The following is a 24,685-nucleotide window of genomic DNA, read 5'->3' as shown; positions in this document are numbered from 1 at the left end:
CAGAAGCAAACGTGGGTGAATTACTTCTCGATGATCGCGAGCACGTCGCGAGCCGAGAGGACGAGGTACTCCTCGCCGTTGTACTTCACCTCGGTGCCGCCGTACTTGCTGTAGAGCACGACGTCGCCGGTCTTGACGTCGAGCGGAAGGCGCTCGCCGTTCTCGAAGCGGCCCGGGCCCACGGCCAGGACGACGCCCTCCTGGGGCTTCTCCTTGGCAGTGTCCGGAATGACCAGGCCGGAGGCCGTGGTCTGCTCGGCGTCGAGCGGCTGGACCACAATGCGGTCCTCGAGCGGCTTGATCGCAACCTTGGTGCTGGCGGTCGACACGATCCGGTCTCCCCCTTCGGAGATCTCACGGGGTTAAGAGTCTTTGGGTGGCGACCAGGTGGATCCGTCGTCGCGGGTGCCGGACCTGCCAGTCGCACAGTACTGCTGGCACTCTCCAGTGGTGAGTGCCAGCACCGAGACTATGACCGGGATTAGCACTCGGTCAAGCGGAGTGCCAATTCAGCCAGTCGTGGCGTCATGTCGGCCCCCGCTCGCGCGCGGCGCGACGGGGCGCCGAGGGCATGCAACGGCCCGGACGACGCAACGGTCCGGACAACATAAGGACAACGCAGGGGCGGACCGCACCGTTCCGTACGACGGTGGGTTGATGCTCGAACCTCCGTACCAGCCGTCGAACCCGCTCCCGCATCGCCCCTCGGTGACGCAGGATTCCCCGCGCCCCGTGAACGGCTGCCTCGATGTGCTGCTGGGTCTGCTGCTGGTGGTCCTGGAGGGGCTGATCTGTGCGGGCGCCGCCTATTACCTGGCGTTCTCGCGGTGGGACCCCGGTGGCCAGGAGCTGACGGACCCGCCGCCCATGGACTGGACGCCGGTCCTCGTCCTCGGCGGGATCGCCGCGGTGGTCTCCCTGTTCGCCGTGGTCCTGATCCGCTCGAACTGGCCCTGGGCGGGCGCGAATCCTGGCCGCGCTCCTGCTGTGCGTGGCGACAGTGCTGACCGGGCACGAGGACTACCGCCGCTCGCACCCGGCGCCGGCCTCCACTCCTTCGTACGATCCCGGCCGGTCCGGCCACCAGTGCCTCAGCGGTGGCGACAGCCGCGAGTGCCGGGACTCCGGCGGCTGACGGCAGGCGATGACGACCCGCGACCCCGACGCCCCGTGATCGCCGTGCGGATGCGCCTGCGGGCCGGCCGCGGGTGTCGGGTGCGTGTGGGTCACCCTCTGCGCGGCCTTGCGGCCCAGCCGTTCGATCGGATCGACCGACTGTGCGCACCCGGTGGTGGCGGTCAGCAGCGCACCGGCTGTCAGCAGTCCGGCGAGCAGCCGGTACGCGCTTCTCATACGTAGTCCTCCGGCTCTCATACGTAGTCCTCCAGCCGGGCCACGGCGTACCCCTTGTCCGTGATGGTCTTCATGACCGCCCGGACCAGGCCGGACATGCTGGTACCCCATTCCTTCCGGCCCCGGAAGTGCGTGAGGATGATGTCGCCGGGGTGCAGGTCCTGATCCTCCTCGCGCCACTCCATGTGGTCCGGGAACGCCTCCGCGTTCCAGAGCGGCACGGCCTTGATGCCGCAGGACTTCGCGATGCGGAGCGTGTCCCCGTTGTAGTTGCCGTACGGCGGGCGGAAGAGGGTGGGCCGCTGCCCGTACTGCTTCTCGATGACGGCCTGCTGGTCGCAGATCTCGCTCCTCTGCTCGCTGTACGAGAGCCCGGGCAGGTAGGGGTGGTTGAGCGTGTGGTTGTTGAGGCCGACGCCCAGCCGCTGCATCTCCAGGAAGTACCCGTAGCTGTCGCGCACCAGGTAGTCGCTGAGGAACGCGCTGTACGGGATGTCCAGCTCGTCCATCATCTGCAGCAGTTCGGGGTCCTTCTCGGCACCGTCGTCCATCGTCAGGAAGACGACCCGGTCCTTGGTCGGGACGGTGGTGAAGACCGGCGGCAGCGAGTCGTCACCGCCGTTGACCTCGAACCCCTCGCGGGTGGTGATGTGCGGCTTCACGGCAGGCGGCAGGGGCGCGATCAGGGGTGGCCTGGCCAGCCCCCACTTCTTGGCGAGGGCCGCCCGTACAGCCGGGCTGAACCTCGCGTTCTCACGGAGCCCGGCGGGTGCGCCGCCCTGGCCGGCCCGCTGTCCGGGACCGCCCGGGGGTCCGGCGGCGGGTCGGGCCCGGTGCTCGTCGCCGAACCGGCCGCCGGCCCCGGAGGCGCAGCCGGAGCAGACCGCGGCGACCAGGAGTGCGGCCAGGACCGCGCAGGCCGGCCGATGCCTGCCGGGCCCCCGCGCGCCCCGCCCCAGCACAACCGATCTACTCCTTTTCATGGTTAATTTTTCCTTTTGTCGTACTAGCTGCATGGCGTCGCATCCTGCCAGCACGTGTTGGGCGCCCCGGCCCGACACCGCCACCGGGCCCGCCGGTCAACCCGGTTGGCTCACAATGGGACGGGTGAACGCTCTCCCCCCGAACGACCCGTCCGGCGCCGGCGACCCGCTCGCCGCTTTCATGGCCCTGCGCACCCCCGAGGGTGCGGCGCTCCTGGACGGGCTGCGGTCGTACGACCCCGCCCAGGAACTCGCCACCGCCACCCGGCTGCGCCGCACCCACCCGGCCTCGCTGGTATCGGCGGCACTGGGGCAGGCGCGGCTGCGGCAGCGGGCGGTGGCGAAATTCGGTGCCGAGGACGCGTACCGGATGTTCTTCACGCCGAACGGCGTCGAGCAGGCGACCCGTACGTCGGTGGCCACCCATCGCGCTCGGCGATTCGTGGAGGCGGGCGGGGTGCGCAGCGTCGCCGACCTCTGCTGCGGGATCGGCGGCGACGCGATCGCGCTCGCACGGGCGGGCATCTTTGTCCTCGCGGTGGACCGCGACCCGCTGACCGCCGAGGTGGCCCGCGCCAACGCCGCCGCGCTCGGCCTGGACGGTCTGATCGAGGTGCGGTGCGCCGATGTCACCGAGATCGACACCTCGCCGTACGACGCGGTCTTCGTCGACCCGGCCCGGCGCGGCGGCAGGGGCAGGATCTTCGACCCCGAGGCGTACTCACCGCCGCTCTCCTGGGCGACCGGCGCCGCGCTCAAGGCCCCCCGTGCCGCGCTGAAGATCGCTCCCGGCATCCCGCACGAGGCGATCCCGGCGCAGGCGGAGGCCGAGTGGATCTCGGACGGCGGCGATGTGAAGGAGGCGGTGCTCTGGTTCGGTGAGGGCTTCGCGGCCGGTTCCCACCGCGCCACCGTGCTTCCGGCCCGCGCCACCCTGTGGTCCGGCGCCCCGCTGCCCGCCCCGCCCGTCGGCCCGGTCGGCCGCTATCTGTACGAGCCGGACGGCGCCGTCATCCGCGCCCATCTGGTCGCCGACATCGTGGCGCGGTGCGACGGCCGGCTGGTCGACGAGACCATCGCGTATGTCACGAGCGACCAGCCGTACGACTCCCCGTACACAGCCGGGTACGAGATCACCGACCGGCTGCCGTTCAACATGAAGAAGCTCAAGGCGCTGCTGCGGGAGCGGAAGGTCGGCGTCCTGACGGTGAAGAAGCGCGGATCGGCCGTCGAACCGGAGGAGCTGCGCCGCCGGATGAAGCTCCAGGGGCCGAACTCCGCGACGGTCTTCCTGACCCGGGTGGCCGGAGCCCCGACGATGCTGATCGGCCACCCGGTGACCGGCCCCGCCTGACCGGTGGGGCGGCCGTCAGACCAGGTCGGTCAGGTCCTCGGCGTACACCTGCGAGAGCGGCTGAGGACCCACGTACTGCTGGCAGTTGCACTGTCCCGACTCGAAGCGGACCGGCTTCTTGGACTCGTCCCAGGCCGTCGGCACCTCGACCCGCTCATGGCACTTGCCCTGCTTGTCGTGCTTGGCGAGATGGTGCGTGCAGCCGCAGACCGGCTCCGGCGGCTTGTGGGCCGCTTCGACGGCCAGCCGCTCCTGCCTGGACGCCTCCAGCAGCTCCAGCTTGCGGGTGTGCCGGTTGCGCAGTGCGGTACGGACATTGTCGACGGCCCATCCGAAGCCGCCTGTCCAGAAGATGATGAGTACCCACCAGTACCACTGCATGTGACACTCCTCCCCCTGCGTGACTCATGTATCCGGCCAGGATAGGTCCGGGGTCAGCGGTGCGCGCCGCCCCCGACGGAGAACAGCGGCCCGGGAGCTGGCGCCCCGATCAGGGTCCGCAGCACCCAACGGCGGTGGGCGAACGCCTTGGTGATGCCGATCAGTCCGACGAGCCACCCGGTCATCCCGAGTCCCATGACCAGGGCGACCAGCCCGAAACTGTCCCGGGCCGCCTCGGAGGTTGCCGGGAAGGCGATGCACGCGTACAGCCCGAGTGCGCACAGAGCGAAGGACATCAGCAGCCAGACGAGACTGACGCCCGGCATCCGCAACCGCGCGTCGCGCACCGGATCGCGGTCCAACTCACCCCAGGCGGCGAGCAGTCGGCGGATGTCGCGGTCGCGGATCAGACCGATGATCACGAGGATGATCGCGGGCACCGTGCAGCAGGCGCCCATGCCGCCGAGGATCACACCGAGCAAGGCGCTGAAGACGTCGTACGTCTCCTCCAGCGTGATGAGCGCCGCGCCGACCAGCGACCAGCCCACCGCGCAGAGCGCTCCCCACAGCCACAGCATCGCCAGCCGGCCCGGTGAAATATGCATCTTCACCAACTCCCCGAGCACCTCGGCCCGGTCGGTGAGCAGCGCCTCACGGTCGGGCCAGGAACGTATCTCCACGGGTGGCGGGGGCGGCGGCAGTTGTGCGCGGCGAGACATGGGCCCGACCCTACCGACCGCGCGCCCGCCCTCCGCGGGCGGCACGGTGCGCCGGGGCCGCCGCGGTGCCATGCTGGAGAGGGACACACGGAGGTTCGCGATGGGGTTCTATGTCGAACGGATCGTGCCCCGGATCGCCGATGCCGTCGGCGGAATGAAGTCGACCGAACCGCTGCGGCGCCGGGTCTGCGAAGGCTTGTACGGGGAGATCATCGAGATCGGGTTCGGTTCCGGGCACAACGTTCCGTTCTACCCGGATGCCGTCACCGACGTGGCCGCGGTCGAGCCGTCCGATCTCGGCTGGAAGCTGGCCCGCGACCGCATCGACGCGGGGCACACGCCGGTGCGGCGCGCCTGCCTGGACAGTCAGTACCTGCCGTTCGAGGACGACACCTTCGACGGCGCCCTGTCCACATGGACGCTGTGCACCATCCCCGACGCCGATGCGGCGCTGCGCGAGGTGCGGCGGGTCCTCAAGCCCGGTGCGACCCTGCACTTCCTGGAGCACGGGCTGGCGCCGGAGGAGGACGAGAACGTGCGCCGCTGGCAGCGCCGCCTCGATCCGGTGGAGCGGCGGCTCTTCGCCGGGTGCCGTCTGACCCGGCCGATCGCCGAGGTACTGACGGCCGCGGGGTTCACGATCGTCGACCTCGACGTGTTCTACGAGAAGGGCGCACCGAGGCCGCTGGCCGCCGAGTCGATGGGCGTCGCCGCGCCCTGACAGGGCTGGGGCCGGGGCGGGCCCCTCCCCGCCTCTCACCCTTGCGTCGAAGGGGAGGCGGCCGGATCGACAGCTCCACCGGAATTCTTCTGAGAATCTTCCGGAGCGGCCACCGGAGCAGTCCGTTCCACTGCTGGGAGCAGCACCAGGGCCACCAGCGCCGCCGCCGCGAGCAGCCCCGCGCAGACCCAGAACGCCGTCGCGTACCCCGCCGCCAGATCGGCCGGACGGCCCCCGTCGCCGGTGGCCTGGGCGGCGACCGTTACCAGGACCGCGAGTCCCAGCGAGCCGCCGACCTGGCGGGCGCTGTTCAGCAGCCCGGAGGCCATCCCCGTCTCATCGGATGCGACATCGGTCGTGGCCGCGGTGCCGAGCGGTACGAAGCACATCCCTATGCCGGCGCTGCAGACCAGGGACGGGCCGAGGATCGAGTACAGGAAGCTGCCGTCCGCCCGCACCGTCGCCGCGAACCCGGCGAGGCCGAGCGCGGCAAGACCACCGCCCACCGCCAGCAGCCGACGGGTGCCGAGCGCCGCGACCGTACGGGTGGCGACGACCGAGCCCGCGACGACGCCCACCGAGAACGGCAGGAAAGCGGCACCGGCGGCGGTCGGCCCGTAACCGAGCACCTGCTGCATGTAGAGCGAGACGAAGTAGAACGCGGCGAACTGCCCCGAGCTCAGCAGCAGGCAGAAGAGATTCGCGGTCAGGACCGGCCTCCCCTTCAGCAGACCGAGACGCAGCAGCGGAGTCCCGGCCCGCAGCTCGACGCCTGCGAAGGCGATCAGCAGGAGCACGGCCGCGCCGAGTGTGCTCAGCGTCTGGGCCGAACCCCACGGATGGGTCGATGTGCGTACGAGCCCGAGGACCAGCAGCGTCGTACCGACGGTGGCCAGCAGCGCTCCTGCCACATCGAGCCGGGCGCCGGTCCGGGCGGGGTGGCCCTCCAGCCCGGAGCGTACGGCCCCCACCAGCGCGAACACCACGATCGGCAGATTCACCAGCATCACCGCACGCCAGCTCGCCACATCGGTGAGCACCCCGCCGGCGAGCACGCCGACCGCGCCGCCCGCCGCACCCGCCATGCCCCACAGCCCCAGGGCGCGGGAGCGAGCGGGCCCGGCCGGGAAGGCGATGGCGATCAGGGCGAAGGCGACCGGGGCGAGCGCGGCCGCGCCGATCCCCTGCACCGCCCGTGCGGCGATCAGCCCGCCGGGCGACCACGCGAGTCCCCCGGCCAGGCTCGCCACGCCGAACAGCACCAGGCCCGCCGTCAGGACCCGGCTGCTGCCGATCAGGTCGGCGAGACGCCCGCCGAGCATCAACAGCCCGCCGAACGCCAGCGCATAGGCGTTCACCACCCAGAGGAGCCCCTCCGGGGTGAAGCCGAGATCGCGGCGCATGTCCGGCAGCGCGACGTTCACCACGGACATGTCCAACGCCACCATGAACTGCACGATGAGCGCCACCAGCAACAGCCAACGCGCCTTCCCTAAACGGTCGTTCACGACTTCCCCTTCTCTCGCGGTCGCTCGGTCGAGCCATTACTATACGCGTATAGAAATTAGTCGTCGCAATGGAACGGGGGACAATGTCCGGGTGTCAGGGACAGAAAAGGCATCAGGAACAACGAAGAAGCAGACGGCGGCGAAACGGTCCGTCGGGCGGCCGCGCAGGCTCGACCCGGACGCGATGGTCGCCACCGCGCGCCGCATCATCGAGGAAGAGGGCCTGGACGCCCTGAGCATGCGGCGGGTGGCGAAGGAGCTCGGCTCCACGCCGATGGCGCTGTACCACTACGTGCAGGACAAGGACGAGCTGCTGATGCTCACCCTGTCGGGCACCGCGGCCGGCTTCCCGCGCCCTGAACTGCCCGAGGACCCGCGCGAGCGACTGCTCGCGGTGGCGGTGCACATGCACGGCATGCTGGCGCGGATCCCCTGGGTTCTGGACATCCTGGCGCTGGGCGAGCTCACCGACAAGAACGCGCTGTGGATGGTCGAGGAGATCATCGACTCCGCGCTCGCCTGCGGCCTCTCCCCCGCCCGGGCAGTACGCGCGTACCGGGCGGTCTGGAGTTACGTCTACGGCGACCTGGTCTTCCGCAGGGCGGCCGAGCGCCGCGCGGAGAACCCGCCGAGCAGGCGGTACTTCCCCGAGATGATCACCGAGGAGGACGCGGCCGCGCTGCCTCGGCTGACGGAGGTCGCCGAACGGTGGCGCGAGTACGCCGCCGACTACGAGGTGGCCGACGAACTCGACGCGATCATCGAGGGACTGATCAGCCGAGGGACTTCCCGGGGCTCGACGGCTCGCGTCAGCCGAGGGATTCGACGGCCCCCAGGGACTCGAAGCGCCAGCGGTGCACCGGACGCGTGATCAACTCGGCGTCCGGTTCGGGGAGTTCGGGCAGCTCGTCGCCGTACGCCGCCTCCCACCAGGTGATGACCAGGACCCGGTCCTGCGGGGCACGCAGCAGCTCGCGGCGCAGCGGCTCGCGGGCCAGCTCGGCCGACCGGGCGCGCGCCCACTCCAGGAGTTCGGGGCCTCTGCCGTCGGCGGCGCGGGCCTCCCACATCAGCGCAACGGTCGTGCCGCTCATGAGTACAGGTTGTCCTTGCTGATCTCGTGCACATGGTCGTGCGCGTGGGCACCGGGAACGTGGGTGTCGGTCACCGGCAGCGACGAGTCCGCGGACAGTTCCAGGTCCGAGGCCGGCCTGCCCCGGGCCACCATCTCCGCGCCCAGCGCCGCGACCATCGCCCCGTTGTCCGTGCACAGCCCGGGCCGCGGCACCCGCAGCCGGATACCGGCCCGCTCGCACCGCTCCTCGGCCAGCGCCCGCAGCCGCGAGTTGGCCGCGACACCGCCGCCGATCATCAGGTGGTCGACGCCCTCGTCCTTGCAGGCCCGGACGGCCTTTCGGGTGAGCACATCCACCACGGCCTCCTGGAAGGACGCGGCCACATCCCGTACCGGCACCTCCTCGCCCGCGGCCCGCTTCGCCTCGATCCAGCGGGCGACGGACGTCTTCAGACCGGAGAAGGAGAAGTCGTACGCGGGATCGCGCGAGCCGCTCAGACCGCGCGGGAACGCGATCGCCTTCGGGTCGCCCTCCTTCGCCAGCCGGTCGATGACCGGGCCGCCGGGGAAGCCGAGGTTCAGCACCCGGGCGATCTTGTCGAAGGCCTCGCCCGCCGCGTCGTCGATGGTCGCACCCAGCGGCCGTACGTCATTGGTGATGTCCGGCGCGAGCAGCAGCGAGGAGTGGCCGCCGCTGACCAGCAGCGCCATCGTCGGCTCGGGCAGCGGGCCGTGCTCCAGCTGGTCCACGCAGATGTGCGAGGCGAGGTGGTTCACCCCGTAGAGCGGCTTGTTCAGCGCGTACGCGTACGCCTTCGCCGCCGAGACGCCGACGAGCAGCGCGCCCGCCAGCCCGGGGCCTGCGGTGACGGAGATGCCGTCGAGGTCGCGGGCGCTGATCCCGGCCTCCTTCAGAGCGCGCTCGATGGTGGGGACCATCGCCTCCAGGTGCGCGCGGGAGGCGATCTCCGGGACGACGCCGCCGAAGCGGGCGTGCGTGTCGACGCTGGAGGCGACAGCGTCGGCGAGCAGCGTCGTACCGCGGACGATGCCGACGCCGGTCTCGTCGCAGGAGGTCTCGATGCCGAGTACGAGCGGTTCGTCAGCCATCAGTCAGTCTCTGTTCCCTGTACGAGCTCTTGTACGTGATCGTGTTCGTGGACGTGGAGGCGCATGACGAGTGCGTCGATGTTGCCCGGCTGGTAGTAGCCGCGGCGGAAGCCGATCGGTTCGAAGCCGAAGCGTTCGTACAGCTTCTGCGCCCGGGTGTTGTCGACGCGGACTTCGAGCAGCACCTCGGCGCACTCGAAGGCCGTGGCGTGCTTCAGCAGATCGGTGAGGAGTTCGGAGCCGAGGCCGCCGCCCCAGTTGCCTCGGGTGACACCGATCGTCTGCACGTCGGCGAGATCACCGGCCGCGGCGAGCCCGGCATAGCCCACGATCCGGCCGGTGGTGGGGTCCTCGGCGACGACATAGCGGCGGGTGGCCTGCGGGCCGCGGGAGTGCGCCAGCTCGGACCAGAACATACCGGCCGACCAGGCGTCCTCCGGGAACAGCTCGTGTTCGAGCTCCAGCACCGGATCGATGTCCCACCAGCGCATCTCGCGCAGCACGGCAGTCGTGGTCCTCACTTCGGGGTGACCACCTTGTAGTTCTTCGGAACCTGGGCGTCGGGCCTGCGGAGGTAGAGCGGCTGCGGCGGCAGCAGTTCCGCGCCCGCGGCAAGACGCTCGGCGGCGAGGGCTGCCAGCGCACCTGCGCAGACGTGCTCGGGGCCCCGGGCGTCCGGGAACGCCTCGGGGTAGAGCACCGCACCCGCCCCGACGACGGGGAGTCCGGCGAGCCGCTCGGCGATGTCGGCGGGCCGGTCGACGGCGGGCTCCGTGGCACGCGTACGGGAGTCCTCGTACCTCGCCCAGTAGACCTCCTTGCGGCGGGCGTCCGTCGCGACGGCGAACGGCCCTTCCAGGCCGTCCTGCCCGGCGGCGTACGCGAGACCGTCCAGGGTGCACAGCCCGTGCACGGGTACGGAGAGCGCGGAGCCGAAGGTCGCGGCCGTGACCAGGCCGACCCGCAGCCCGGTGTACGGTCCGGGGCCGACACCCACGACCACGTCCGTCACGGCGTCGAGTCTCACTCCGGCCTCGGCGAGGACCCGGTCGACGGCGGGCAGCAGCAGCTCCCCGTGCCTTCGGGCGTCGACCTGACCGGACTCGGCGACGACGGAAGTCCCGTCGTGAAGGGCGACGGTGACGGCGGGGGTGGCGGTATCCACGGCGAGCAAGAGCACGCAAACAGCCTACGGCTCCTCCGACCGGGCACGGTGTCCTGTACGGCGTCCCGGTGCGACCGCCCCCGGCTGCTAACGTCACCGTGTACACGCGGGTACGACGTAAATGCTTGTACTACAAACGGAAGCGAAAGGGGCGCGCACGGTGGCTAGGGGCAGCTCGGGAATCGTGGCCGGGCTCACTGCGGCGGCTCTCGCCGCGGTCGGTTTCCTGGCCTACCAGGCATCGGCGAACGCCCCCGACTCCGTCGCCGCCCCCAAGCCGAAGACTTCCAGCAGCGCCCCCGCCACCGGCCACGACAAGCCGAAGGACAAGAAGCCGCCGGCCGCGCTCCCGGCCGACTCCGGCACCGGTAAGCGTGTGGTGTACGCCCTGGTGGACCGTCAGGTGTGGCTCGTCGACTCGGCCGGGCATGTGACCAGGACCTTCGGGGTCATGCCGAGCGCGCTGAGTCCGCGACCTGGGACGTATCAGGTGGGCACGCCGCGCCAGGGGCCACCCACCAAGGGCTCGGACGGCACGATGATCGAGCACGTGGTGCGCTTCGCGATGGTGGAGGGCGTGTCCGTCGGATTCAGTGCGGCGGTGGACGGCTCGATGGAGAGCCCAGATCCGTCACTGAAGACGGGGGGCGTGCGGATGTCCCGGGCCGACGGGAACGCGGTGTGGGACTTCGCGACGGTACGCACGAAGGTCGTCGTCGTCCCGTAACGGGACACCACGCACGGGCTATGCCGCGTCACGCCGGGACGGCAGCCCGTCCGTCTCTTCCTCGGCCGGCTCGCGCGGCTCGACCGGTGGCGTGGACACCGCCGTGGCGGCGGCGCACGAGGCCAGCAGATCCTTCATCGACAGGGCGGACGGCGGCTGCGGCTGCGGCTGCGGGTCACGCTCGGGCGTCGGCATGGATGCCTCCTGGAGCTCCGGTGGAGGTCGTGGTTAGGTAGGCCTAACCAGGTCTCCCGTCCATGTGACCACGACCGTCGCTCCCCGCGCAACAATTTACCGACGGCTTGTCGGAAAGAGTGCCGGACGGCCGAATCCGCACTCGAACGACAGCAGCGCAGCCCCTACCGGGCCGTCTGTCCCGGCAGTCCGGTGGCCATGTCCTCACGCAGTCCCGCCCAGCGCGCCCCGATCCCCACCAGCGTCACCGAGCGCCGTTCGTCGTCGGTGTCGCCGACCGCGCGGTGGATCAGCACCTGCAGCCGGTCCTCCGCCAGCTCCTCGACCTTGCCAACGCCCCACTCCACGACCACCACCGACTCCGGCAGCGAGACATCGAGGTCCAGGTCCTCCATCTCGTCCAGCCCGCCGCCGAGGCGGTACGCGTCGACGTGGACCAGCGCGGGACCGCCGGTCAGCGACGGGTGGACGCGGGCGATCACGAAGGTGGGAGAGGTGACGGCGCCGCGCACCCCGAGGCCCTCGCCGAGCCCCCGGGTCAGCGTCGTCTTTCCGGCGCCGAGCTCACCGGTGAGCATCACGAGGTCGCCGGGGCGCAGTACACCGGCGAGCCGGCGGCCGAGGGCCTGCATTTGTTCGGGGGACTCGACGGCGAGGCTCACGGTGACGGTGCCCGGTGCGGCGCCCTCGTTCACCTCAGCCGCCAGGCTGTTGTGCGGTGCTTCCATGCTCGCCAACGTTAGCCGCTGCCGGCACCGCCCCGACGCGTACCAGCAGGTCCGCCAGCCGGTCCGTCACCGTTTCCGGGTGTTCCAGCATCACCAGATGACCGCCGTCCGGGACGATGACCAACTCCGCGTCCGGGAGCTGGTCCGCGATGGCCTCGCTGTGCGAGCTGGGCGTCACCAGGTCCTTGTCGCCCGCCAGGATCAGCACCGGGACGTCACGGAACGCGGGCAGGACGTGGCTCTTGTCGTGTTCGGTGAAGGCCGGGTAGAACTCGGCGACCACATCGATCGGGGTGGATTCGATGAGCCTCTCGGCGAACCGCTCGACCGCCGGGTCGACATCCCGCGAACCGAACGAGTACCGCTTGATCAGCCCGGCGAAGAGGTCCGCGGTCGCCCGCCTGCCCCGTTCCACCAGCTCGGCCTGGGAGCCGAGCGCCTTGAGCACCCCGGGCAGCACCCGCCGCACGGCGTTCACGCCCGCGATCGGCAGCCCGAAATTGACCTCGCCGAGCCTTCCGCTCGATGTGCCGACGAAGGCGACGGCGGCGACCCGGTCCCGGATGAGCTGGGGGTACTGCTCAGCGAGCGCCATCATCGTCATGCCGCCCATCGAGTGCCCGACCAGCACCAGCCGGCCCTCCGGGGCCGCCGCGTCGATGACCGCCTTCAGATCACGGCCGAGCTGATCGATGCCGACCGTCACCCCGTCCGCCTGGGCCCGGCCCCGCTCGGAGCGGCCGTGGCTGCGCTGATCCCAGTGGACGGTGCGGACCAGACCGCGCAGCGCGGCCCGCTGGAAGTGCCAGGAGTCCTGGCTGAGGCAGTAGCCGTGGCTGAAGACGACGGTGACGGGCGCGGGCGCCTTGCGGCCGAAGAGCCGGCGGCGGCGCGTACCGGCCCCTGTCGCGGTACCGGAGGCGCTGGTACCGCTCTCGCCGCCCCCGGCGGCCTCCGTACCGCCGTCCGGTTCGACCTCGTCGACCTCGTAGTACAGCTCGGTGCCGTCGTCGGCCGCGGCCCGGCCGGGCAGTCCGCGCAGCGAGCCGTACGGTCCCGAGGCGTCCAGCGCCAGCCTGGCTTTCCTGCGCATGCCCCGGCCCACGGTCAGCCGCTCGACGGCGACACCGGCGGCGGCTCCGGCCGCGATCACGCCTATGGCGGCTCCGGCGATCCCCGCCCGGCGCCAGCCGACCGCCGTAGCGGCGTCCGTCACCGCGTCCCCCGCGCTGATCTCGCTCACCGTGCCGCGCTCCTCGTCGGTCGTATCCGTCAGGTCAGGGCTGGTCTGTTCCGGCCGTGCTCAGATCGTGCCTGGACAGGGGCGCTTGATCGGTCAGGACTCGGCCGGGGTTCCATTCAGATGGACGCGCGGTACACGGGTGCTGATCCGGGTGACGATCTCGTACGCGATCGTGTCGCAGGCCTGCGCCCAGTCCTCGGCGCTCGGCTCGCCCCGGTCCCCCGGGCCGAAGAGCACCGCCTCGCTGCCCACTTCGACCTCGTCCCCGTGAAGGTCGACGACGAACTGGTCCATGGCCACCCGGCCCGCGATCCGCCGCCGCACACCGCCGACCAGGACGGGTGCACGGCCCGAGGCATGGCGCGGGATGCCGTCCGCGTAGCCGACCGGCACCAAGCCCAGAGTGGTCTCGCCGGAGGTCGTGTAGTGGTGTCCGTAACTGACCCCGTGACCGGCCGGCACCCGCTTGACCAGGGCGACCGACGCCACGAGCGTCATGACGGGGCGCAGCCCGAAGTCGGCGGGGGTGCCCAGCTCGGGGCTGGGCGAGATGCCGTACATCGCGATCCCGGTCCGTACGAGATCGAAGTGCGCCTCGGGGATCGTCAGCGTCGCCGGGGAGTTGGCCGTATGGCGCACCTCGGGGTCGACGCCCTCCTTCTCCGCGTGCGCGACCATGTCCCGGAACACGTTGAGCTGGGCGGCGATGGAGGGGTGGCCGGGCTCGTCGGCGCAGGCGAAGTGGGACCAGAGGCCGGTGATCCTGACGGTGCCCGCGTCCTCGGCGGTGCGGGCGGCGGCGACCAGCTCCGGCCAGTCGGCGGGCTGACAGCCGTTGCGCCCGAGGCCGGTGTCGGCCTTGAGTTGGATACGCGCCGGAATACCGGCCTCCGTGGCCGCGGCGAGGACCTCGCGCAGGGCCCACATCCCGCTCACCGACACATCGATGTCGGCCTCGATGGCCTCGCGCCAGGGGCCGCCCGGCGTCCACAGCCAGCACATCACCCGGCCGCCGAGCCCGGCAGCCCGCAGGGCGAGCGCCTCCTGCGGCGTCGCGGTGCCCAGCCAGGTCGCCCCGGCCTCCAGCGCGGCCCGGGCGCAGGGCACCGCCCCGTGTCCGTACGCATCGGATTTGACGACGGCCATGAGTTGCGCGCCGGCCACCCGCGTGCGCAATGCACGCACATTGGCGCGCAGTGCTGCGAGGTCGATCTCGGCACGGGCTCTCAAGGACGCTGTCTCATTCATCGCGCCCAGTCTCTCAGAGACGTATGACAAGGCCCTCGGGCGGCGGGTCCAGAAAGGCCCGCAGCCGGGGTCGTCCGCTGTGCTGGGTGTGTACACCTCAGTGATGGCGCAGCTCGTGTTCCAGATGGTCGACGAGGACCGGGACGTGGCTGTGCGGTACGTCCTTGACCGCTGTGACCAGCGTGACCGGGCCGCCCTCGCGGACCAGTTCCACCAGTTCGTCGACGGCCGCGGCGTGGGCGGGGTCGGCCAGCTCGGCGCGGTAGCGGTCGACGAAGTCGTCGTAGCGGGTGCCCGTGCGGTCGTCGTGGTACCAGGCGCGCAGCTCGTTCGACGGAGTGATGTCCTTGAGCCACTTGTCGATGCGGGCCCGGTCCTTGGCCACGCCGCGCGGCCAGAGCCGGTCGACGAGGACGCGGGTGCCGTCGTCGTCCTCCTGTGGGTCGTACACCCGGCGTACGCGTACATCGCTGCTGCTGCCCACGGTCGGCCCTCCTGTCGACGTCCTTCGGACCCGGTCGGCGTCCGTCTGCGCCCAGAATCGCTCAGGCCCGTACGTCCCGCCACGCCGCCGGGATCGCCTCGGCGACGTCCTGCGCGGCGACGGGAGCGCTGTTCGAAGCGTGGCGGGCGGCCAGGCCGTGCAGATACGCACCGACGGACGCGGCGTCGCGCGGGGCGAGGCCCGCGGCCAGCAGGGAGCCGGTCAGACCGGACAGGACATCGCCGCTGCCGGCCGTGGCCAGCCAGGAGGTGCCGGTCGGGTTGACCCGTACGGGAGTGTGCCCGGTCTCGGTGGCGACCAGGGTCGTCGACCCCTTGAGCAGGACCGTGGCGCGGTAGCGGGCAGCCAGTTCCCGCACGGCGGCCAGCCGCCCCGCCTCGACCTCCTCGCGCGGGACGCCGAGCAGGGCCGCGGCCTCACCGGCGTGCGGGGTGAGGACGGTCGGTGCGGTGCGCGAGCGCACGGCGGTGGCGTCGAGCAGCCGCAGTCCGTCCGCGTCGACGAGGACCGGAACGTCCGCGGCCAGCACGCCACGGACCGCTTCGACGGCCTCCGTGCCGTCACCGAGCCCGGGCCCGACGACCCATGCCTGCACCCGCCCCGCCTTCGACGGCGGCCCCGCGTGGACCAGCGTCTCCGGATGGCGGGCGATCACCGCGTGGGCGCCGGGACCGACGTACCGCACGGCTCCTGCACCGCCCCGCAGCGCCCCGGAGACGGCCAGCACCGCCGCCCCCGGGTACCGCGCCGACCCGGCAACGATGCCGACGACACCACGCCGGTACTTGTCGCTCTCACTGCCGGGAACCGGCAGGAGTGCGGCGACGTCCGCGTACTGCAAAGCCTCCAGGTCGGGTACGTCGGGCAGCTCGGGCCCGAGCCCGATGTCGACGAGACGCAGGGCGCCCGCCAGGTCGGCGGCCGGGTCGATGAGCAGCCCGGGCTTGTACGTACCGAAGGTGACGGTCGCGTCGGCGCGCACGGCGTCGCCGAGCACCTCGCCGGTGTCGGCCTCGACCCCGCTGGGCAGATCGACGGCGACGAAGGCCGCACCACTCGCCTCCAAGGCCCGCACCAGCTGGGCGGCCTCCGCGCGCAGCCCGCCGTGCCCGCCGATGCCGGTGATCCCGTCGACCACGAGATCGATGTGCCCGCCCTGGGCGCTCGTCGAAGCGTCCCCCTCCTCCACGCGCCCGCCCGCCGCGAGCAGCGCCGCGAGCCCGCCCTCATGGGCGCGCCCCGGCGAGGTGAGCACGGCGCGCACACCCGCGCCGCGGCGGGCCAGCCGGGCGCCCGCATACAGCGCGTCGCCCCCGTTGTCGCCGCTGCCGACGAGCAGGACGACCCGGGCCCCGTACACCCGACCGCGTCGCCGCAGCACATCGGCGCAGGCCGCCGCGAGTCCCGCCGCGGCACGCTGCATCAGGGCGCCCTCGGGCAGCTTGGCCATCAGGGCCCGTTCCGCGGACCGTACGGTCTGAACGCTGTACGCAGTACGCATGTGTGCTCAACCGTTCCTTTGGACTGAGCGGGAGTGAGTCCGCTGAGCCGCACGCCCCGAACGGTCTTGGGCGCACTGGTCCCCGGCATACTCACCCCCGGGGCGGCGACACGCATCCTGTGCGTGGTCCGATCCCGGGAGGCCAGTTCCCTGCGCGATCTGGCCATGTGGCCAGAGGCGACGGGGAGGCCCTGAACCATCTCTCCGGTGGAGCAGGGGCCCCGCACGCTGGCACCACACCCAGCGTCCCAGATCGCACGATGACGATACTCCCGCCCAGCCAGGTCGCCGCAAGCCTGTGGGCCGACCATCACACGATCGAGCTAAACCGACTTCATACATGCTCCCCAGCGTGCAGTTGCCGACCCTCCGCGATCACCACGGCCGACGCCACCCCCGCGTCATGGCTCAGCGAGACGTGCCAGTGCGCCACACCCAGCTCCGCCGCGCGCGCGGCGACGGTCCCGCGGACGCGCAGCCGGGGCTGCCCGCTGTCCTCGACGTACACCTCGGCATCCGTCCACAGCAGGCCGCTCGGCGCGCCGAGCGCCTTCGCGAGAGCCTCCTTCGCAGCGAACCGCGCGGCGAGCGAGGCGATGCCGCGCCGCTCGCCGCTGGGCAACAGCAACTCGCTCTTCAGGAAGAGCCGGTCGGCCATCTGCGGCGTACGCTCCAGCGCCGCGTCGAACCGTTCGATCTCGGCCACATCGATCCCGACCCCGATGATCACGCTTGTTCCTTCACTGTTCGCTACTCCACGGTCACGGACTTCGCCAGATTGCGCGGCTGGTCCACATCGTTGCCGCGGGCCGTCGCCAGTTCGCAGGCGAATACCTGCAGCGGCACGGTCGACACCAGCGGCTGAAGCAGCGTAGGCGTAACGGGAATCCGGATCAGATGGTCGGCGTACGGGACGACCGCCTCGTCGCCCTCCTCGGCGATGACGATGGTGCGGGCGCCGCGGGCCCGGATCTCCTGGATGTTCGACACGATCTTGTCGTGCAGCACCGACCGGCCGCGCGGCGAGGGCACGACCACGACGACCGGCAGATCGTCCTCGATGAGCGCGATCGGCCCGTGCTTGAGCTCACCGGCGGCGAAGCCCTCGGCGTGCATGTACGCGAGTTCCTTGAGCTTCAACGCGCCTTCCAGCGCTACGGGGTAGCCGACATGGCGGCCCAGGAAGAGCACGGTGTCGTGGTCGGCGAGGGAGCGGGCAAGTGCGCGTACGGGTTCCATGGTCGTCAGGACCCGTTCGACTGCCCCGGAGATCTCGGAGAGCTGGCGGATGACGGTCCGGATCTCGTCGCCCCACTTCGTACCGCAGAGTTGTCCGAGATACAGGGCGACGAGGTAGCAGGCGACGAGCTGGGTGAGGAACGCCTTGGTGGAGGCCACGGCGACTTCGGGCCCTGCGTGCGTGTAGAGCACGGCGTCGGACTCCCGCGGGATGGTGGAGCCGTTCGTGTTGCAGATGGCGAGGACCTTCGCGCCCTGTTCACGGGCGTGCCGCAGGGCCATCAGAGTGTCCATCGTCTCGCCGGACTGGGAGATCGCGACGACGAGGGTGCGGTGGTCGAGGATCGGATCGCGGTAGCGGAACTCGCTGGCCAGCTCGGTCTCGCAGGGAATCCTGGTCCAGTGCTCGATGGCGTACTTGGCGATCATCCCGGCGTGGAACGCGGTACCGCAGGCGACGATGACGACCTTGTCGACCTCCCGGAGCTCGCGGGGCGTGATCCGTACCTCGTCGAGGTGGAGCGTGCCCGCGCCGTCGATCCGCCCGAGGAGCGTGTCGGCGACGGCCTTGGGCTGGTCCTCGATCTCCTTGAGCATGAACGAGGCGTGGCCGCCCTTCTCGGCGGCGGAGACGTCCCAGTCCACGTGGTACTTACGGACCTCGGCGGGCCGCCCGTCGAAGTCGGTGACGGTGACACCTTCCCGGCGCAGCTCCACCACCTGGTCCTGCCCCAGCTCGATCGCGACGCGGGTGTGCGCGATGAACGCGGCCACATCGGAGGCCAGGAACGACTCGTCCTCCCCCACCCCCACCACAAGGGGCGAGTTGCGCCGGGCCCCGACCACCGCGTCGGGCGCGTCCGCGTGCACGGCGACGAGGGTGAAGGCGCCCTCCAGCTGCCGGCAGACCTGCCGCATCGCCTCCGCCAGGTCCGCACAGGACGAGAAGGCCTCGGCGAGGAGATGGGCGACGACCTCGGTGTCGGTCTCGGAGGCCAGATCGTGGCCGCGCTCGGCGAGTTCGGCGCGCAGGACGGCGAAGTTCTCGATGATCCCGTTGTGCACGACGGCGACGCGGCCCGCGTTGTCGAGGTGCGGGTGGGCATTGGCGTCGGTGGGGGCGCCGTGGGTGGCCCAGCGGGTGTGCCCGATCCCGGTGGTCCCGGCCGGGAGCGGCACCTCGGCCAGCGTCTTCTCCAGATTGACGAGCTTCCCGGCCTTCTTCACGGCGGCCAGCCCGCCGTCCGCGAGGACGGCGATGCCCGCCGAGTCGTAGCCCCGGTATTCGAGGCGCTTGAGACCCGCGACGACGACGTCCTGCGCCGACTGTCCACCGACGTATCCGACGATTCCGCACATACCGTTCCCTTCCTGGTCGCCCGCCCCCTCTCCTTCGCATCGTCGCAGAAGGTGAACGGGGCGGCAGAAATCAAGCCCGTCCGATGATTGAGGACAAGGCGCGACCGAACCACTCCAGGCCGGGAAACTCCTCGCGCAGGAGCCTGGTCGAAGCTGTCGGAGCGATGAATCCCTCCGCGAGGATTCCGACATCGCCGCACAGGCGGGTGGGCCAGGTGCAGCCCCGCGACATCCAGCCCCGGCAGCAGGGCGGCTGGGCGGCAGGGCAGCAGCGAACTCCGGGACGCGGCACGGAATCTCGCACCTCAGCAGCCAGCCAAGGGCAGGACACTCACCGTGACCGGCAGGCTCACGCGCGCGGACTGGGTGAAGCACACGTACACCGGTTACAGCGGCAAGTCGGCAAAGCTGCAGTTCCGCAAGGCGGGCACCAGCACCTACTCCACGGTCGAGATCGTCAAGGCGAACTCCTCGGGTGACCTGAAGACCACCGTCACGGCGTCCACGGACGGCTACTGGCGCTGGACCTTCGGCGAGACGGCCACGACGGGCGGCGCGACGGCCTCCGGCGACTACGTCGACGTCAGGTGACAGCGCGCATTCCGCGGCGGCGCGAGCCCGCCCGGTAGCGGCCCCGCGTCACACTCACCGGCTTCCCGAAGTACCGGGTCAAAGGGCCTGGTACTCCGGGAGTGCGCGGCGCTGGTCGTCCACCCGGACGGTGGCCGCTACCTCACGGGTCTCGACGGCTTCCAGATCCGCGTCGAGCCCACGCTCTACAAGGACCTGGCGCCGAGCCGCCTGGCCGTGATCGACGCGGGCGTACCGTCCTCGGTGGTGGTCCACATGCCGCCCCGCGACCCGGACCGCATCCCCCGCCCCCGAAGCCGGGGCGGCCGTCCGGGCAGCACCCCGCAGACCAAGGGCGCACGGCTGGCCCGGACCGTCCTCATGTGGCTGTCCGGCATCGCGACGGTGATCTGGGGCCTGATCGCGACCGTGGCCATGCTCATGGAGCTGGACGAACCGAACCCGGACCCCGGCACGATCATCATCATCTGGCTGCTGATCATTCCGCCGCTGGCCCTGCTCATCGCCCTGCGCAGAGGCCGCGGCAAGCGGGGAGCCTGACGGCGCCGCGCCGGAGCCCTCGTGCCACGGCGCGGCGTGTCCCGGTCCGTGAACCTTTTCGGGACCTGTGGGGAACAAGGGGTGACACGCTCACCCGCCGAGCCCAGGGAGCCCACGTGACCGGACCGCCAGCCGGACCCGACGACGACGCCGAGGTCGTCGCGCAGTCGCTGGAGCATCCCGAGATCTTCGCCGGGCTCTACGACCGGCACGCGCCGGACATCCACCGCTATACCACCCGCCGCCTCGGGGAGGGCGCGGCGGACGACATCACGGCGGAGACCTTTCTCATCGCGTTCCGCTCCCGGCGCCGCTACGACAGCGCGCACCGCAGCGCCCGGCCCTGGCTGTACGGCATCGCCGCGAACCTCATCGGCAAGCACCGGCGCAGCGAGGAGAGGGGGCTGCGGGCCTTGGCCCGGACCGGTCAGGACCCGGTGGCCGCGTCCTGGAGCGACCGCTGCGACGACCGGATCGCCGTCCAGGCGCCGCTGGCCGGGGCGCTCGCCTCGCTCTCGCCCGGTGACCGGCACGTGCTGCTGCTCGTCGCCTGGGCCGACCTCGGGTACCAGGAGGTCGCCGAGGCGATGGGCATCCCGCTCGGCACCGTACGGTCCCGGCTCAATCGCGCCCGCCGCAAGGTCAGGGAAGCGCTCCGCATGGATCCCTTGTTCCCGCCCGACGTCATGGAGCTGACTCCGTCATGGACGAAATGACCCGGCTGCGCGAACTGCGCGCGGACGCGCCCGTATCCGACCATTCCTCGCTCGCCGCGGGCCGGCAGCGGCTCACCGAGGCCGCCGCCTCGGGCCGCCGGGTCCGTCGGCTGCGGGCCGACTGGCGGATCGCCGCACTCGGTGCGGCCGCGGCGATCACCGTGGCGGCCGTGCTCGGCACCCAGCTCGTCGACGCCGCCGCCCCCGACCGCTCCGGACCCGCCTCGACCGCCGGAACCCTGCGGCTGGACAGTCCGGCCGCGGTGCTGAACCGGGCCGCCGACGCGCTGGAGAAGCGGCCCGCCCCGACCGAGCCGCGCGACGACCAGTGGATCTACACGAAGACAGTGATGGCCCAGCCGGGAGGCTCGGCCGGGGGCCACATCTCGTACAACCCCGACAACTGGGTCCCGTACGACAACTCCGCCGCGGCCAAGAACGGCAAGGACGACGACTACCGCACCTCCCGACAGGTCTTCCGGGCCGCCAATGAACTGCCCGACGATCCGGTGCTGCTGCTGGCGAAGGTCCGCTCGTTCTACCCGACCGGCCACACCGCCGAGAGCCCGCCCGAGGGAAAGGCTCAGCACAGCTTCCGCGCGATGGGGCTGATGGTCGAGGCGTACCCGATCGCGCCGGCCGCCCTCGCCCGGATCTACCGGGCCCTGGCCACCGTCCCCGGTGTCCACGTCACCGATCACCTGGTGAAGGACGCCGCCGGACGCGAGGTCATCGCCATCACCCGGAGGGAGGACGGCCGCCACGAACAGCGGGAGATCCTCATCGACCCGCACGACTTCCGCTACGCCGGGACGCGCTTCGTGGTCACCGAGGACTACGAGAACCGGCTCCCCGCGGGCAGGACGCAAGTGCGGCCGGAGAAGTTCAAGGCCGGGCAGATCCTGTTGAGCGAGGCCCGGGTCGAGGCCGCGGTCGTCGACGCCAAGGGCGAGAAGCCCTGACACCGCCCGGGGCCCGGGAACACCGCCCGGGCCCGCGAACCGGGGCCGGTGTCCGCTACAGGGGTGCGGACACCGGCCCCCGCCGTCCTTCCACGTGACCGAGCCCACCCCCCGCTCCGTCAAAACTCCCGCAACAATGAACACGTGATCACTTCGCCGCCACGAAGCAGCACCCCTCGACGCGCCGAGCACGCGGCGACGCCGTACGTCGATCTGTCGCGCGCCGAGTGGAGCGCTCTGCGCGACAAGACGCCGCTGCCGCTGACCGCCGACGAGGTGGAGCAGCTGCGCGGGCTCGGGGACGTCATCGACCTCGACGAGGTTCGGGACGTCTACCTGCCGCTCTCCCGGCTCCTCAACCTGTATGTCCAGGCCACCTCGGGCCTGCGCGGCGCCCTGAACACCTTCCTCGGGGACGCGGGCAACGGGCACGGCGCGCAGCGCGGCACCCCCTTCGTCATAGGGGTCGCGGGCAGTGTCGCGGTCGGCAAGTCCACCAGCGCCCGTATCCTCCAGGCGCTGCTGGCCCGCTGGCCCGAGCACCCCCGCGTCGAACTCGTCACCACGGACGGGTTCCTGCTGCCGATGAAGGAGCTCCAGGCGCGCGGGCTGATGTCGCGCAAGGGGTTCCCGGAGTCGTACGACCGGCGTGCCCTGACCCGTTTCGTCGCCGACATCAAGGCCGGCAAGGACGAGGTGACGGCGCCCGTCTACTCGCATCTGATCTACGACATCGTGCCGGGCGAGCGGCTCACCGTGCGCCGTCCCGACATCCTGATCGTCGAGGGGCTCAATGTGCTTCAGCCCGCGATGCCTGGCAAGGACGGGCGGACCAGGGTCGGGCTCGCCGACTACTTCGACTTCAGTGTGTACGTGGACGCGCGGACCGAGGACATCGAGACCTGGTATCTCAACCGGTTCCGGAAGCTGCGCGAGACGGCGTTCCAGAACCCGTTCTCGTACTTCCGCAAGTACACCCAGGTCTCCGAGGCGGAGGCGATGGAGTACGCGGCGACGATGTGGCGGACCATCAACAAGCCCAACCTGGTGGAGAACGTCGCGCCCACCCGGGGCCGTGCCACTCTGGTGCTGCGCAAGGGGCCGGATCACAAGGTCCAGCGGCTGTCCCTGCGCAAACTCTGATTCTCCGAGCCTCCTGGGAGTGGCCGCGTGCTGCATCTGCGCCTGATCGTCCCTGCCGACCGTACGGACGAGGTGGTGCACCTGATGGAGAGCACCATCGGTACGACGCATCTCGTGGTGATGTCCGGGGTCGCCCGTAACCCGGCGGGCGACGTGGTGCTGTGCGATGTGGCCCGCGAGGCGGGCGACGAACTGATCAGCGCGCTGCGCAGGCTCGGTATCGACGAGTCCGGTTCGATCACCGTCGAGAACATGGACCTGACGCTCTCCGCGCACGCCGACAAGGCGGAGGAGGAGGCGCCGGGCGAGGGTGCGGACGCGGTGCTGTGGGAGGAGTTGACGGAGGCGACCCACGAGGAGTCGACGTTCAGCGTCACCTATGTGGCGTTCCTCGCGGTCGCGACGATGCTCGCCGCCTGCGGTGTGATGCTCGACAACGCGATCCTGATCGTGGGCGCGATGGCCGTCGGCCCGGAGTTCGGGCCGCTGGCCGGGATCTCCACGGCCCTGGTGCAGCGCGCTCCGCGGCTGGTGTGGCGGTCGCTGGTGGCGCTGATCGGCGGCTTCGCCGTCGCGATGATACTGACCGCCGGGTTCGCCTGGCTGATGGACGCCTTCGGGCTGTTCACCCGTTCGATGATCGAGGCCGGCCGGCCCAACACGGCGTTCATCTGGAAGCCGGACGCGATGTCGTTCGTGGTGGCGTTCCTGGCCGGGGTCGCCGGAACACTCTCGCTCACTTCGGCGAAGTCGGGGGCGCTGATCGGCGTCGCCATCTCGGTGACCACCGTGCCGGCCGCCGCCAATGCGGCGGTGGCGTTCAGCTACAGCGACTACGGCCAGATGTGGGGCTCGGTGGCCCAGCTGCTGGCGAACCTCGGCGGGATCGTGGTCGCCGGGACGCTGACGCTGCTGGTCCAGAGGGCCCTGTGGGCGGCGCACCGCCGCCGGACGGGCCACGTCACGAGCCCGTCCGGCGAATAGCGCGAACAGGCCCTCGGTACCGGTGACCAACCTGTCCGTCAAGACTGCACGGGCGTCCATGAAGTGACGGGGCTCAGCGGTGAACGGCAAGGAAGACCCTGGTGCGAAGCTGTGCCGCCTCATTGTCAGTGGCCTGTCCCAGTGTTCGTGCGGCTGACGGGAACTCCCTGTTCAGCGTGTCCACTTGGAAGGCGAGAGACATCCGTTTCAGAAGTTCTGCCATGCTCACCGCACTGGCTGTAGTCGCGGGTTCTGTCTCCTTGTTCGGCGTCGCGGCAGCGCCCGCGGTAGCGGACAGCAGTACGCAGCTGCCCGTAAGCTCGTTCGGGGACATCGTTGTCGACGGTGTCCATGACCGGGTGTTCATCAGTGACCCGGGGGGCGGCAGCATTGTCGTCACGGATTACGACGGAACGGTCGTCAAACACATCACGGCCGAGGACGGAGCCACGGGGGCCACGGTCACCGTCGTCAAGTAGCGGCATCGTCGGATCGGGCGGGCGGTTCGTGGCGCTTCCCCTCACCTCTCAAGGGGTTCGCCCGGGCGCGCGAGCACGACCGCTCGCGGCAAGCGGGGCGCCGGCCGTCGAAGCCGAGCACGTACCCGAGACAGCCGGATCACGGCAACGTGATCC

General features: G+C 71.1%; 30 protein-coding genes. 12 read left to right on the top strand and 18 right to left on the bottom strand.

Going from position 1 to position 24,685, the window contains the following annotated elements; all coding sequences use genetic code 11:
* Window positions 1-20: 20 nt before the first annotated feature.
* A complete protein-coding gene (gene groES, locus ABTZ94_RS15020) occupies window positions 21-329 on the bottom strand; it encodes a co-chaperone GroES (protein WP_093540722.1) in 309 nt (102 codons plus the stop codon).
* Window positions 330-657: 328 nt separating this feature from the next.
* On the opposite strand from groES, the gene ABTZ94_RS37850 reads away from it, so the two are divergent.
* Complete coding sequence (locus tag ABTZ94_RS37850; RefSeq protein WP_502967246.1) at window positions 658-1,359, top strand: DUF6234 family protein; 702 nt, start codon at window positions 658-660, stop codon at window positions 1,357-1,359.
* Window positions 1,360-1,370: 11 nt separating this feature from the next.
* On the opposite strand, the gene ABTZ94_RS15005 is transcribed toward ABTZ94_RS37850, so the two are convergent.
* A complete protein-coding gene (locus tag ABTZ94_RS15005) occupies window positions 1,371-2,336 on the bottom strand; it encodes a polysaccharide deacetylase family protein (RefSeq protein ID WP_351201133.1) in 966 nt (321 codons plus the stop codon).
* 115 nt (window positions 2,337-2,451) lie between these two features.
* Here ABTZ94_RS15005 and ABTZ94_RS15000 point away from each other — a divergent pair, with 115 nt between their 5' ends.
* Window positions 2,452-3,690: a THUMP-like domain-containing protein gene (locus ABTZ94_RS15000; RefSeq protein WP_351201131.1), complete on the top strand. Its 1,239-nt coding sequence runs from the start codon at window positions 2,452-2,454 to the stop codon at window positions 3,688-3,690.
* A 15-nt stretch (window positions 3,691-3,705) separates the two neighbouring features.
* On the opposite strand, the gene ABTZ94_RS14995 is transcribed toward ABTZ94_RS15000, so the two are convergent.
* Complete coding sequence (locus ABTZ94_RS14995) at window positions 3,706-4,071, bottom strand: hypothetical protein (RefSeq protein WP_351201129.1); 366 nt, start codon at window positions 4,069-4,071, stop codon at window positions 3,706-3,708.
* Window positions 4,072-4,124: 53 nt separating this feature from the next.
* Complete coding sequence (locus ABTZ94_RS14990) at window positions 4,125-4,790, bottom strand: hypothetical protein (RefSeq protein ID WP_351201127.1); 666 nt, start codon at window positions 4,788-4,790, stop codon at window positions 4,125-4,127.
* A gap of 100 nt (window positions 4,791-4,890) precedes the next feature.
* Between ABTZ94_RS14990 and ABTZ94_RS14985 the strand changes: the two genes are divergently transcribed.
* The gene (locus tag ABTZ94_RS14985; protein ID WP_351201125.1) at window positions 4,891-5,511 is read left to right on the top strand and encodes a class I SAM-dependent methyltransferase; all 621 of its coding nucleotides are present in this window, start codon (window positions 4,891-4,893) and stop codon (window positions 5,509-5,511) included.
* A 35-nt stretch (window positions 5,512-5,546) separates the two neighbouring features.
* Here the strand turns inward: ABTZ94_RS14985 and ABTZ94_RS14980 are convergent, their stop codons facing one another.
* Entirely contained in the window at window positions 5,547-6,959 is a 1,413-nt protein-coding gene (locus tag ABTZ94_RS14980; RefSeq protein WP_502967247.1) for an MFS transporter, read from the bottom strand.
* 151 nt (window positions 6,960-7,110) lie between these two features.
* Between ABTZ94_RS14980 and ABTZ94_RS14975 the strand changes: the two genes are divergently transcribed.
* Complete coding sequence (locus tag ABTZ94_RS14975) at window positions 7,111-7,890, top strand: TetR/AcrR family transcriptional regulator (RefSeq protein ID WP_351201121.1); 780 nt, start codon at window positions 7,111-7,113, stop codon at window positions 7,888-7,890.
* On the opposite strand, the gene ABTZ94_RS14970 is transcribed toward ABTZ94_RS14975, so the two are convergent.
* The 4 genes from ABTZ94_RS14970 to tsaB are packed head-to-tail and all read right to left on the bottom strand — an operon-like array spanning window position 7,829 to window position 10,384.
* Window positions 7,829-8,113, bottom strand: a complete 285-nt coding sequence (locus ABTZ94_RS14970; protein ID WP_351201119.1) for a hypothetical protein — start codon at window positions 8,111-8,113, stop codon at window positions 7,829-7,831. The two genes, ABTZ94_RS14975 and ABTZ94_RS14970, sit on opposite strands and share 62 nt — an antisense overlap.
* The gene (gene tsaD, locus ABTZ94_RS14965) at window positions 8,110-9,204 is read right to left on the bottom strand and encodes a tRNA (adenosine(37)-N6)-threonylcarbamoyltransferase complex transferase subunit TsaD (RefSeq protein ID WP_351201117.1); all 1,095 of its coding nucleotides are present in this window, start codon (window positions 9,202-9,204) and stop codon (window positions 8,110-8,112) included. Before tsaD ends, ABTZ94_RS14970 begins: the two co-directional genes overlap by 4 nt.
* The gene (gene rimI / locus ABTZ94_RS14960) at window positions 9,204-9,725 is read right to left on the bottom strand and encodes a ribosomal protein S18-alanine N-acetyltransferase (RefSeq protein ID WP_351201115.1); all 522 of its coding nucleotides are present in this window, start codon (window positions 9,723-9,725) and stop codon (window positions 9,204-9,206) included. The genes tsaD and rimI overlap by 1 nt, the downstream gene beginning before the upstream one ends.
* Complete coding sequence (tsaB, locus tag ABTZ94_RS14955; protein ID WP_351201113.1) at window positions 9,722-10,384, bottom strand: tRNA (adenosine(37)-N6)-threonylcarbamoyltransferase complex dimerization subunit type 1 TsaB; 663 nt, start codon at window positions 10,382-10,384, stop codon at window positions 9,722-9,724. Before tsaB ends, rimI begins: the two co-directional genes overlap by 4 nt.
* Window positions 10,385-10,529: 145 nt before the next feature.
* Between tsaB and ABTZ94_RS14950 the strand changes: the two genes are divergently transcribed.
* A complete protein-coding gene (locus tag ABTZ94_RS14950) occupies window positions 10,530-11,096 on the top strand; it encodes a hypothetical protein (RefSeq protein ID WP_502967245.1) in 567 nt (188 codons plus the stop codon).
* Between the two features lie 18 nt (window positions 11,097-11,114).
* Here the strand turns inward: ABTZ94_RS14950 and ABTZ94_RS14945 are convergent, their stop codons facing one another.
* The 8 genes from ABTZ94_RS14945 to glmS form a co-directional block, all read right to left on the bottom strand.
* Complete coding sequence (locus tag ABTZ94_RS14945) at window positions 11,115-11,291, bottom strand: hypothetical protein (protein WP_351201111.1); 177 nt, start codon at window positions 11,289-11,291, stop codon at window positions 11,115-11,117.
* Between the two features lie 164 nt (window positions 11,292-11,455).
* On the bottom strand, window positions 11,456-12,019 hold the full coding sequence (gene tsaE, locus ABTZ94_RS14940) for a tRNA (adenosine(37)-N6)-threonylcarbamoyltransferase complex ATPase subunit type 1 TsaE (protein ID WP_351201109.1): 564 nt from the start codon (window positions 12,017-12,019) through the stop codon (window positions 11,456-11,458).
* A complete protein-coding gene (locus tag ABTZ94_RS14935) occupies window positions 11,988-13,262 on the bottom strand; it encodes an alpha/beta fold hydrolase (protein WP_351201107.1) in 1,275 nt (424 codons plus the stop codon). The genes tsaE and ABTZ94_RS14935 overlap by 32 nt, the downstream gene beginning before the upstream one ends.
* Before the next feature lie 93 nt (window positions 13,263-13,355).
* The gene (alr, locus tag ABTZ94_RS14930; RefSeq protein WP_351201105.1) at window positions 13,356-14,510 is read right to left on the bottom strand and encodes an alanine racemase; all 1,155 of its coding nucleotides are present in this window, start codon (window positions 14,508-14,510) and stop codon (window positions 13,356-13,358) included.
* Between the two features lie 97 nt (window positions 14,511-14,607).
* On the bottom strand, window positions 14,608-14,994 hold the full coding sequence (locus ABTZ94_RS14925; RefSeq protein WP_351201103.1) for a DUF488 domain-containing protein: 387 nt from the start codon (window positions 14,992-14,994) through the stop codon (window positions 14,608-14,610).
* Window positions 14,995-15,055: 61 nt separating this feature from the next.
* On the bottom strand, window positions 15,056-16,516 hold the full coding sequence (locus ABTZ94_RS14920) for an NAD(P)H-hydrate dehydratase (RefSeq protein ID WP_351201101.1): 1,461 nt from the start codon (window positions 16,514-16,516) through the stop codon (window positions 15,056-15,058).
* Between the two features lie 334 nt (window positions 16,517-16,850).
* Complete coding sequence (locus ABTZ94_RS14915) at window positions 16,851-17,246, bottom strand: holo-ACP synthase (RefSeq protein ID WP_351201099.1); 396 nt, start codon at window positions 17,244-17,246, stop codon at window positions 16,851-16,853.
* 20 nt (window positions 17,247-17,266) lie between these two features.
* The gene (glmS, locus tag ABTZ94_RS14910) at window positions 17,267-19,114 is read right to left on the bottom strand and encodes a glutamine--fructose-6-phosphate transaminase (isomerizing) (RefSeq protein ID WP_351201097.1); all 1,848 of its coding nucleotides are present in this window, start codon (window positions 19,112-19,114) and stop codon (window positions 17,267-17,269) included.
* 336 nt (window positions 19,115-19,450) lie between these two features.
* On the opposite strand from glmS, the gene ABTZ94_RS14905 reads away from it, so the two are divergent.
* Window positions 19,451-19,705: a hypothetical protein gene (locus tag ABTZ94_RS14905; RefSeq protein ID WP_351201095.1), complete on the top strand. Its 255-nt coding sequence runs from the start codon at window positions 19,451-19,453 to the stop codon at window positions 19,703-19,705.
* A 78-nt stretch (window positions 19,706-19,783) separates the two neighbouring features.
* On the opposite strand, the gene ABTZ94_RS14900 is transcribed toward ABTZ94_RS14905, so the two are convergent.
* Window positions 19,784-19,960, bottom strand: a complete 177-nt coding sequence (locus ABTZ94_RS14900) for a hypothetical protein (RefSeq protein ID WP_351201093.1) — start codon at window positions 19,958-19,960, stop codon at window positions 19,784-19,786.
* Between ABTZ94_RS14900 and ABTZ94_RS14895 the strand changes: the two genes are divergently transcribed.
* The 6 genes from ABTZ94_RS14895 (at window position 19,961) to ABTZ94_RS14870 (ending at window position 24,529) form a co-directional block, all read left to right on the top strand.
* Complete coding sequence (locus ABTZ94_RS14895) at window positions 19,961-20,245, top strand: hypothetical protein (protein ID WP_351201091.1); 285 nt, start codon at window positions 19,961-19,963, stop codon at window positions 20,243-20,245.
* A 116-nt stretch (window positions 20,246-20,361) separates the two neighbouring features.
* Window positions 20,362-20,961 carry an RNA polymerase sigma factor gene (locus ABTZ94_RS14890; protein WP_351201089.1) on the top strand — a complete coding sequence of 200 codons (600 nt, stop codon included), beginning with the start codon at window positions 20,362-20,364 and terminating at the stop codon, window positions 20,959-20,961.
* Window positions 20,949-21,923: a CU044_5270 family protein gene (locus ABTZ94_RS14885; protein WP_351201087.1), complete on the top strand. Its 975-nt coding sequence runs from the start codon at window positions 20,949-20,951 to the stop codon at window positions 21,921-21,923. The genes ABTZ94_RS14890 and ABTZ94_RS14885 overlap by 13 nt, the downstream gene beginning before the upstream one ends.
* Before the next feature lie 144 nt (window positions 21,924-22,067).
* Window positions 22,068-23,066 (top strand): type I pantothenate kinase, encoded by a 999-nt coding sequence (gene coaA / locus ABTZ94_RS14880; protein ID WP_351201085.1) that lies wholly within the window; start codon window positions 22,068-22,070, stop codon window positions 23,064-23,066.
* A 27-nt stretch (window positions 23,067-23,093) separates the two neighbouring features.
* Entirely contained in the window at window positions 23,094-24,050 is a 957-nt protein-coding gene (locus ABTZ94_RS14875) for a DUF389 domain-containing protein (RefSeq protein WP_351201083.1), read from the top strand.
* A gap of 221 nt (window positions 24,051-24,271) precedes the next feature.
* Window positions 24,272-24,529, top strand: a complete 258-nt coding sequence (locus tag ABTZ94_RS14870) for a hypothetical protein (protein WP_351201081.1) — start codon at window positions 24,272-24,274, stop codon at window positions 24,527-24,529.
* The last annotated feature ends 156 nt before the right edge of the window (window positions 24,530-24,685 follow it).

The organism is Streptomyces sp. NPDC002785 (assembly GCF_040295565.1).
GTDB lineage: Bacteria > Actinomycetota > Actinomycetes > Streptomycetales > Streptomycetaceae > Streptomyces.
Note: the sequence above shows the minus strand (reverse complement) of the source record. Positions and strands in the feature narration are given on the sequence as shown.

Coding starts and splice junctions, on each gene's coding strand:
- ABTZ94_RS14995 (WP_351201129.1), bottom strand. CDS start 4,071: ATGCAGTGGTACTGGTGGGTACTCATCATCTTCTGGACAGGCGGCTTC.
- ABTZ94_RS14885 (WP_351201087.1), top strand. CDS start 20,949: ATGGACGAAATGACCCGGCTGCGCGAACTGCGCGCGGACGCGCCCGTA.
- ABTZ94_RS14980 (WP_502967247.1), bottom strand. CDS start 6,959: ATGGTGGCGTTGGACATGTCCGTGGTGAACGTCGCGCTGCCGGACATG.
- alr (WP_351201105.1), bottom strand. CDS start 14,510: ATGAATGAGACAGCGTCCTTGAGAGCCCGTGCCGAGATCGACCTCGCA.
- ABTZ94_RS14985 (WP_351201125.1), top strand. CDS start 4,891: ATGGGGTTCTATGTCGAACGGATCGTGCCCCGGATCGCCGATGCCGTC.
- glmS (WP_351201097.1), bottom strand. CDS start 19,114: ATGTGCGGAATCGTCGGATACGTCGGTGGACAGTCGGCGCAGGACGTC.
- ABTZ94_RS15005 (WP_351201133.1), bottom strand. CDS start 2,336: ATGAAAAGGAGTAGATCGGTTGTGCTGGGGCGGGGCGCGCGGGGGCCC.
- ABTZ94_RS15000 (WP_351201131.1), top strand. CDS start 2,452: ATGGGACGGGTGAACGCTCTCCCCCCGAACGACCCGTCCGGCGCCGGC.
- ABTZ94_RS14920 (WP_351201101.1), bottom strand. CDS start 16,516: ATGCGTACTGCGTACAGCGTTCAGACCGTACGGTCCGCGGAACGGGCC.
- ABTZ94_RS14990 (WP_351201127.1), bottom strand. CDS start 4,790: ATGTCTCGCCGCGCACAACTGCCGCCGCCCCCGCCACCCGTGGAGATA.
- ABTZ94_RS14970 (WP_351201119.1), bottom strand. CDS start 8,113: ATGAGCGGCACGACCGTTGCGCTGATGTGGGAGGCCCGCGCCGCCGAC.
- ABTZ94_RS14870 (WP_351201081.1), top strand. CDS start 24,272: ATGCTCACCGCACTGGCTGTAGTCGCGGGTTCTGTCTCCTTGTTCGGC.
- ABTZ94_RS14945 (WP_351201111.1), bottom strand. CDS start 11,291: ATGCCGACGCCCGAGCGTGACCCGCAGCCGCAGCCGCAGCCGCCGTCC.
- ABTZ94_RS37850 (WP_502967246.1), top strand. CDS start 658: ATGCTCGAACCTCCGTACCAGCCGTCGAACCCGCTCCCGCATCGCCCC.
- tsaD (WP_351201117.1), bottom strand. CDS start 9,204: ATGGCTGACGAACCGCTCGTACTCGGCATCGAGACCTCCTGCGACGAG.
- ABTZ94_RS14895 (WP_351201091.1), top strand. CDS start 19,961: ATGCCGCCCCGCGACCCGGACCGCATCCCCCGCCCCCGAAGCCGGGGC.
- tsaE (WP_351201109.1), bottom strand. CDS start 12,019: ATGGAAGCACCGCACAACAGCCTGGCGGCTGAGGTGAACGAGGGCGCC.